Here is a 7943-nt window from a genome sequence, read left to right as displayed (position 1 = left end):
AACCGCCCCCATTGCTTTGAGAGCTGGAGCATATTTCGAGTTCAACATGGCAATCATGTCATCATCTGGGGACCGATCACCTTTCCACGTAGAAATTGTTGCGTAACTCATCTTCCTCGCCTTTCATCCGACATTTCCCAGCATAAACCAGAATATTGGTGTCGAAGGTGATTCTCACCGCTCGTAGATCTCGTCCCGGACCACCTTTGCGCCACCCAGCGGTATTCCCCGCTTCATGAGCTCAATCATGCTCTTCACCGCGGCCGCCCGCCTGTCATCGAATTTCACGGCCGAGACCGGCCCCAGCTTGGCCACGGGTTTGCCCCGTCGTGTGATCAGCACCTCCTCGCCATCGGCAGCCGCCGCGAGTAATCTGGAGAAGGATTGGTTGGCCTCACGGGCCGAAACCGTTTTCATTTTCGCCTCAATGTAGTGATGACACTACATTGCTCCGTGGGGCGGCGGCAGGCAAGTGGAGAGAATTGTTTTTCGCCGCGCCGGTGCAGCGGTTCACGCCACTTGCTGTCCTTGCGGCAATTGTGACACAATCATATAAAATGTGACACAAACGGGATTCTCCGCCATGCTCCACATCGGCATCCGCCGGATGCGCGCCGAGCTCAGCCGTCTCGACGAGCTGCTGGCCCGCGAAGGGGAGATCGTCATCACCCGCCACGGCAAGGCCATCGGTCGCCTGTTGCCGCCGCTGGTCGAGGCAGCGCCGCCATCGCACGCCGACTTGAGGGCCGCCATGCCCAGGCTCGAGGTGGGCAGCGAGGTGCTGCTGCGCCAGAACCGCGAGGCGCGATGAGCCCCTACATCGACACCTCCGCCCTGGCCAAGTGGTATCTCAACGAGCCCCGTTCGCAGAACTTCGAGGCCTATATCCGGGGCCAGCGTGGCGCCCTGATCAGCCGCCTGACGGTAATGGAAATGCGCGGCCTGCTGGGCCGGCGGCGCCGCGCCGGGGAATTGTCCGAGGCCCATGAGCGGCGCGCTTTCGCCACCTTCGAAAACGATGTGGTGCAGGGTTTCCTCGACTTGCGGCCGCTTCATGACGGCCAGGCGATTGTCGCCCTGGAGCTGCTTTCGGCACTGCGCCGCCTGGCGCTAGGCACCTTCGCTGCGCTGCATCTGGCGGTGGCCCGCGATGCCGCCGCCACGGCCATCGCCAGCGCCGATGGGGTGATGATCGAAGCGGCCCAAAGCCTGGGCTTCGAAGTGGTGCGGTTCGACTGAAGCGCGCTTTCGACGGACCTCCCTTATAGTGATCCTGGACAGACGGGAGGGAAAGCCATGAAAGCGTTGGTGCAACGCGTCAGCGAAGCGGGAGTGACGGTGGCCGGCGAGGTGCTGGGCGAGATCGGGGCGGGCGTCTTGGTTCTGGTCTGTGCCGTACCCGGCGACGGACCAGACGAGGTCGAGCGGCTGGCCCGCAAGATCGCCAATTTGCGCATCCACGCCGACCAGGCCGGCAAGATGAACCTCTCGCTGGTGCAGAGCGGCGGCAGCGCCCTGGTGGTCAGCCAGTTCACCCTGGCCGCCGACTTGAGCCGGGGCAACCGGCCGGGCTTCACCGGTGCCGCCGCACCCGACGAGGCCGAGGCGCTTTACGAAGACTTCTGCACAGCCCTCGCCGGCCACGGCGTGGCGGTCGGCAAAGGCCGCTTCGGCGCCGACATGGCGGTGCGGCTGGTCAACGACGGCCCGGTGACGATCTGGATGGACACCGCGACATGAGCCTGCCGGTCCGCAACCGGCCCTTCGCCGAAGCGGCGGAGGATTTCGTCGCCCGCATGACGGCCGAGCACGGGATCGAGGGCCGGCTTTCCTTCACCGCCTTCCTGCGTCGCACGGCCGAGCGCCTGCCTGAGCAGACGGCCCTGGTGGCGGGGGAGCGGACCTTGAGCTATGCCGCGCTGTTTGCCGCCATCGACCAGGCGGCGGCCTGGCTGGTACACGAGGCCGGCCTCGAGCCGGGCCAGCGTGCCGCCCTGATGGTGGGCAACAGCGAACACTATGTCATCTGGTATCTGGCCATGCTGGCGGCCGGCATCGTGGCGGTGCCGCTCAACACCAAGCTGGTGGGCCGCGAAGTGGCGTATCAGCTTGCCGATTCCGAGGCCCGGCTGGTGGTGCTGGAAAGCGAATTCCTCGAGGTCGTCGGGGCGGCCGAGGCCGAGGCCGAAATCGCGCCCCGGCATTTCCTGGTCGACCGCGAGGTGCTGCCCCCGGTCTTGGGCCATGACATGCCGCCCGTGCCGAAGATCACGGCCGATGCCGCGGTTTACTACACCTCCGGTACCACCGGCCGGCCCAAGGGCGTCATCATCGACCACCGCGGCATGATCTTCATGGTGCTGCAGAGCTTGCCCTGCAACGAATACGACCATCCGAAGCTGGTCTACCTCTCGATGATGCCGCTCTTCCACATCGCCTCCCACGTCATGACGCTGCCGGTGCTGCACATCGGCGGCACCGTGGTGATCGAGACCTATTCCACCGAGCGCATGCTGCAAGTCATCGAGAAACACGCCGTCAATTCCTTCTTCGCCGTGCCCTCGATGCTGCTGATGATGGCCGGCTCGGCCGAGCGCTTTGACCATGACCTGAGCGGCGTCCGGGTCATCCAGTACGGCGCCGCCCCCATGGCCACCGAGCGCATGGACGAGATGCAGGCGCTGTTCCCGGGCGCCCACTTCGTGCACAACATGGGCCAGACCGAATCGGTGGGCCTGATCACCTCGCTCGACAGCGCCCGGGCGCGGGCGAAGAACGGCTCCATCGGTCTGGCCATTCCCGGCGGAAGCCGCCGCGTGGTCGATGCCGCCGACCGGGACGTGATGCCGGGCACGGTGGGCGAGCTGATCAGCCAAGGCCCCAACATGATGCGGGGCTATCTCAACAACGCCCACGCCAGTGCCGAGACCTTGCGCGGCGGCTGGCTGCACACCGGCGATCTCGGCTACCTCGACGACGAGGGATTTCTTTACCTTGTCGACCGCCAGAAGGACATGATCATCCGCGGCGGCGAGAACATATATTCGACCGAAGTGGAAGACGTGCTTTACATGCACCCGGGCGTCGGCCTGGCCGCCGTGGTGGGGGCAGCGAACGAGCTATTCGGCGAAGAGGTGGTGGCGTTCTTGCAGCCTGCCGAGGGGGCGGTTCGGCCCGCCGACGAAGAGATCACGGCGCATTGCAAACAGCACCTGGCGTCTTTCAAGGTGCCGGTAAGGCTAATGTGGCTAGACGATTTCCCCCTCACCGCCACGGGCAAGATCCAGAAACACGAGCTCAAGCGTCTCCTAAACTAAAACCCGGCTGTGCCGGCGGCGGTGGCGCCGTAGCAGTGTCAGGGCAATCGCCATGTTCATCAGGTTGAAGCCGATGGCGTTGAGGAATGAGATCGTGTAGCTGCCCGTCAGGTCGTAGAGCGCGCCGGCCATCCAGCCCCCCAGTGCCATGCCGATGACGGTGAACAGCAACGCCAGGCTGATGCGCCAGGCCGCTTCGCCGGCGGGAAAGTAGCGCCTGATGATCATGGCATACGAGGGCACGATGCCGCCCTGGGCCAGCCCGAAGGCGACGGAGAGGGCATAGAACGTGGTCAGCTCTTCGGCCAGCATGAAAGCGGCCAGCACCAGGCACTGGGCCACCGAGCCCAGCAGCAAGGTGCGCAGGCCGCCGATGCGGTCCGAGATCCAGCCCGAGGTGAGCCGGCTGATGACGCCGAAGCCCAGCATCAGGGCCAGCATCTCGGCGCCGCGGGCGGCGGCGTGGTCGAGGTCGACGATGTAGGGCACGATGTGCACCTGGGGCATCGCCATGGCGGCACAACAGCCGATGCCGGCGCAGCAGACCAGGCTTTGCAGGGTGAGGCGCGAAAAGCCCAGCGGCCGGGCCGCCAGGGCTTCTTCGCCCAGGCCGCCAGTGGCCATCTCGGGCGGCCGGCGATAAAGCAGCATGGCCAGCGGCAGCATGGCGAACAGGGCAAAGAGGCCGACATCACCGAGTGCGGCACGCCAGCCCTGGGCGTCGATCAGTTTCTGCATCACCGGCGGCCAGATGGCGCCGGCCACGTAGCTGCCACTGATGGCGATGCCCATGGCCAGGCCGCGGCGGCGTACGAACCAGTGCGAGATGTCGGCCACCAGCGGCCCGAAGGTGGCCGAGGCACCGACGCCGGCCAGCAGCCCGAACCACAGCGCGATTTCCCAGACGCCCCCGGCTCTGGCCGCCAGCCCCAGGCCGGCCGCCAGCAGCAGCGCCGCCAGCAGCGCCGGCGCCATGATGCCGAAGCGGTCGGTAAGCCGGCCGATGGCCACGCCGCCGGTGCCGAAGCCGATCATGAATACCATATAGGGCAACGAGGCCAGGCCGCGGCTGATGCCGAACTCCTGGGCCAGCGGCCCCAGGATCATGATCGAGGCGTACATCGGCGCCGCACCGATGGTCATCAGCGCCAGCGCCGCGGCCAGGCGCACGAAAGGATAGATCGGGCGGCCGCCCGCGGCTCTTGATGGTTGGTTCACGGTTTGCCTGTTGCGCGATGGCGGGGTGAGAAATGCGGGCCAGGAGCCGGCCTGCAACCGTCTCCCTACCCATGGTGGATCCCACGGGGAAGCTTTCAAGCTTAGCCCAAGCCCGAGCCCCGCCCAAGAGAAGCGGCGAAGGACCGCAAGGTTTTCCCGCGGGAACTCTTGAAGGGCCTCTGATAACGTTTAGGTTGGAGGCTAGGCCCCTTCCTTTGTCATAAAAGGGATTCTCCATGTCCGAAATCCCAAGTACCGCCCCAGACACCGCCATCGTCGACGAATTGCTGGCCCGCGCCCGCCTGGCCCAGGCCGACTTCGAAAAGGGCGCCGACCAGGCCCGATATGACCGCGCCTCCCTGGCCGCCGGTTGGGCGGTCATGGAGCCCGAGCGCAACCGGGCCATGGCGGAGTTGGCCGTGGCCACCACGGGGCTGGGCAACGTCGCCGACAAGATCACCAAGAACCACCGCAAAACCTTGGGTCTGATGCGCGATATCGCCAAGGCCCGGACCTGGGGCGTGATCAAGGACGACAGGGCTACGGGCATCACCGAAATCGCCCGCCCGATCGGCGTCGTGGGGGCGGTGGTGCCTTCGACCAACCCCATTGCGACGCCGGCAAACAACGTCATCAACGCCTTGAAATGCGGCAACGCCATCATTCTCGCGCCCTCGCCCAAGGGGATTGAAAGCTGCACCACCTTGCTGGGCCACATCCACGCCGAGTTCGACAAAGCCGGCATCTCTCACGACCTGGTCCAGATGGTGCCGGCGCCGGGCACCAAGGCCAGGACCCAGCGGCTGCTGGAAATTTCCGACCTGGCCGTCGTTACGGGCTCCCAGGACAACGTGCGCCGGGCCTATTCCTCCGGCACGCCGGCCATCGGAGTGGGCCTGGGCAACGTTACCGTCATTGTCGACGAGAGCGCCGACCTGGGCCAGGCCGCCAGGAAGATTACCGCCTCCAAGACCTTCGACAATGCCACGTCGTGTTCTTCGGAAAATGCCATTGTCGTCGTCGCCGCGGTTTATGACGCCTTCGTCGCGGCCCTGGCGGCCGAGGGCGGCTGCGTGTTGGCGCCCGAGTTGGAAGCCCGCGTGGTCGAGCGCCTTTGGCCCCAAGGCCGGCTCAACAAAATGGCCTTGGCCAAGGATGCCGATGTCTTGATCGCGGCGCTGGGTTTGCAGGCAGAAGTGCCGTCCGGGACCGAGTTCGTGGCCGTGCCGACAAGTGGCATCGGCCCCGCGCATCCGCTGTCGGGCGAAAAGCTCTCGCGCGTCGCCGCCCTTTACCGGGCCGAGGATTTCGCCGAGGCCAAGGAAATCACGCGGCGCATCTTGTGCCATCAAGGCGCCGGCCATTCGGTCGGCATCCATACGGCCAATGATGATCGCGCCGTGGCCCTGGGCCGGGAGCTGCCGACCTGCCGGGTGATCGTCAACCAGGGGCACTGTTTCGCCACCGGCGGCGCCTTCGACAACGGCATGCCGTTTTCGCTGTCCATGGGCTGCGGCAGTTGGGGCGGGAACTCCATCGACGAAAACCTGCACTGGAAGCACTTCATCAACGTCACCAGGGTGGTGCGCACTATCCCCGAACGCCAACCTTCTCTCGACGATATCTACCGGGAATATTGGCACGAGGTCGGCAGGTGAGCCTCGCGCCGGCAAAGCCGCCGGCAGGATCGGTGCGCCACTGGCTCGACCGCCGGGCTCGGGAAACCCCCGACCGTGTGAGCCATATCTTCGCCGAGGACGAAAGCCGTCTCACTTGGGCTGAATTGCGAACCCGGGCCGCGGCCATCGCCGGCCGCCTGGCCGGGCTCGGCATCGCCAAGGGAGAAAGCGTCGCCTTGTGCCTGGCCAATGGGCGGGACGCGGTGCTTTGCCTGTTCGGCACGCTCTACGGCGGATTTCGCGCCACGGCCCTCAATCTGGCCGCCGGGCCCGAGGCCATGGGCTATGCCATCGGCCACAGCCGGGCCCGGTTCGTCTTTGTCGGCGAGGGCCAGCGCCAGACCTTCGAGGCTGCTCTCGCCTGCCATGCCGCCGCTGTCAGCGTGCTTGCGGTGAATCACGGGATCGACTGGCCCGAAGCCAGCGATTCGGCGGCGCTCGAGGCCGTCAATGAAGGCGATCAGGCGCTGTTGATGTATACCTCGGGAACCACGGGCCGGCCCAAGGGGGTGGTGCATTCGCAGGCCAGCCTGCTGGCCGGCGGCTGGACCGCCGCGCTGGCCCACCAGTTGAGCACCGTCGACCGGGCGCTCTGTGTGTTGCCCTATTTCCACATCAACGGGCTTTGCGTCACCTTGATGGGGCCGCTGGTATCCGGCGGTTCGGCGGTTGTGGCCGAGAAATTTTCGGCCTCGCGGTTTTGGCAACAATGCGGCCAATTCGAGGCGACTTGGTTCTCCGTGGTGCCAACCATTATTTCCCATCTCCTGCACGGCGAGATGGCGCCCGCGAAAGCGGTGGTCGAGCGTTTGCGCTTCGCGCGCTCCGCCTCGTCCGCCTTGGCGCCACAAGTGCAAACGGCCTTCGAGGAGCGCTTCGGGATACCTATCGTGGAAACCATGGGGCTGACCGAGACGGCGGCGCAAATTCTTGCCAATCCGCTGCCGCCGGGTGTGCGCAAAGTGGGCTCCCCCGGCCTCGCCATCGGCAATGAAGCCCGGATTGTCGGCGCCCGGGGAAAGGCCGGAACTGGTGAGCAGGGCGAGATCGCCGTGCGCGGGCCCAATGTCATGTTGGAATATCTCGACGACCCGGAGGCCACGCGCGAGACGTTCACCGCGGACGGCTGGTTGTTGACCGGCGATTTGGGACATATGGACCGGGACGGCTATGTCTTCGTAACCGGGCGCCGGAAGGAGCTGATCATCAAGGGAGGTGAGAATATCGCCCCCCGCGAGGTCGACGAGGCGCTCTACAGCCACCCGGACGTGGTCGAGGCGGCGGCCTTCGGGCGGGCCTGCCAGACATATGGCCAGCGGGTGGCGGCGGCGGTGAAACTGAAGCCGGGATCCAAGGCCTCGGAAGAGGACCTGCTGGCCATTTGCCGCGACAGGCTGGGCGCTTTCAAATGCCCCGATGCCATTTTTTTGCTGGACGAACTCCCGAAAGGCCCCTCCGGGAAGATCCAACGCCTGAAACTGGCTGCGGCCCTGACCCGGTGAGCCTCCCGGCGGCTACCCTGGGGGGCAAATGGCGGAGGGGACGTCTGCATAACCCATGGCTGTTGCCGTTCGCTGACATTCGCTGTTCTTGCATTGTATGACTTAATATCAAATAGTTAGATGGTGCTCGGGTTCATTGACGTTCACTTGTGATCGGCATATTGTGTGGGACCAAATGTGGGACTGCACTAGGATTTGGTGGCATGGGCAAATTGACAGCGCTGGAT

8 protein-coding genes are annotated in these 7943 nt (G+C 65.4%); 6 read left to right on the top strand and 2 right to left on the bottom strand.

Features of this window, described 5'->3' with window-relative positions:
- Positions 1–174: 174 nt before the first annotated feature.
- Positions 175–417, bottom strand: coding sequence for a type II toxin-antitoxin system prevent-host-death family antitoxin (locus QGG75_01680; protein MDP6065956.1), 243 nt, complete (start codon positions 415–417; stop codon positions 175–177).
- Between the two features lie 166 nt (positions 418–583).
- On the opposite strand from QGG75_01680, the gene QGG75_01675 reads away from it, so the two are divergent.
- The 4 genes from QGG75_01675 to QGG75_01660 are packed head-to-tail and all read left to right on the top strand — an operon-like array spanning position 584 to position 3317.
- A complete protein-coding gene (locus QGG75_01675) occupies positions 584–811 on the top strand; it encodes a prevent-host-death protein (GenBank protein ID MDP6065955.1) in 228 nt (75 codons plus the stop codon).
- Positions 808–1239: a type II toxin-antitoxin system VapC family toxin gene (locus tag QGG75_01670; GenBank protein MDP6065954.1), complete on the top strand. Its 432-nt coding sequence runs from the start codon at positions 808–810 to the stop codon at positions 1237–1239. The genes QGG75_01675 and QGG75_01670 overlap by 4 nt, the downstream gene beginning before the upstream one ends.
- Positions 1240–1296: 57 nt before the next feature.
- Positions 1297–1740: a D-aminoacyl-tRNA deacylase gene (gene dtd / locus QGG75_01665; GenBank protein ID MDP6065953.1), complete on the top strand. Its 444-nt coding sequence runs from the start codon at positions 1297–1299 to the stop codon at positions 1738–1740.
- Positions 1737–3317 carry an AMP-binding protein gene (locus tag QGG75_01660; GenBank protein MDP6065952.1) on the top strand — a complete coding sequence of 527 codons (1581 nt, stop codon included), beginning with the start codon at positions 1737–1739 and terminating at the stop codon, positions 3315–3317. The genes dtd and QGG75_01660 overlap by 4 nt, the downstream gene beginning before the upstream one ends.
- On the opposite strand, the gene QGG75_01655 is transcribed toward QGG75_01660, so the two are convergent.
- On the bottom strand, positions 3309–4535 hold the full coding sequence (locus QGG75_01655; GenBank protein ID MDP6065951.1) for an MFS transporter: 1227 nt from the start codon (positions 4533–4535) through the stop codon (positions 3309–3311). The genes QGG75_01660 and QGG75_01655 overlap by 9 nt on opposite strands.
- A gap of 236 nt (positions 4536–4771) precedes the next feature.
- Here QGG75_01655 and QGG75_01650 point away from each other — a divergent pair, with 236 nt between their 5' ends.
- Both QGG75_01650 and QGG75_01645 read left to right on the top strand, forming a co-directional pair.
- Positions 4772–6193, top strand: a complete 1422-nt coding sequence (locus QGG75_01650) for an aldehyde dehydrogenase family protein (protein MDP6065950.1) — start codon at positions 4772–4774, stop codon at positions 6191–6193.
- Positions 6190–7716 carry an AMP-binding protein gene (locus QGG75_01645; protein MDP6065949.1) on the top strand — a complete coding sequence of 509 codons (1527 nt, stop codon included), beginning with the start codon at positions 6190–6192 and terminating at the stop codon, positions 7714–7716. The genes QGG75_01650 and QGG75_01645 overlap by 4 nt, the downstream gene beginning before the upstream one ends.
- Positions 7717–7943: the final 227 nt, after the last annotated feature.

This window comes from Alphaproteobacteria bacterium (genome assembly GCA_030740435.1).
Classification (GTDB): domain Bacteria; phylum Pseudomonadota; class Alphaproteobacteria; order UBA2966; family UBA2966.
Note: the sequence above shows the minus strand (reverse complement) of the source record. Positions and strands in the feature narration are given on the sequence as shown.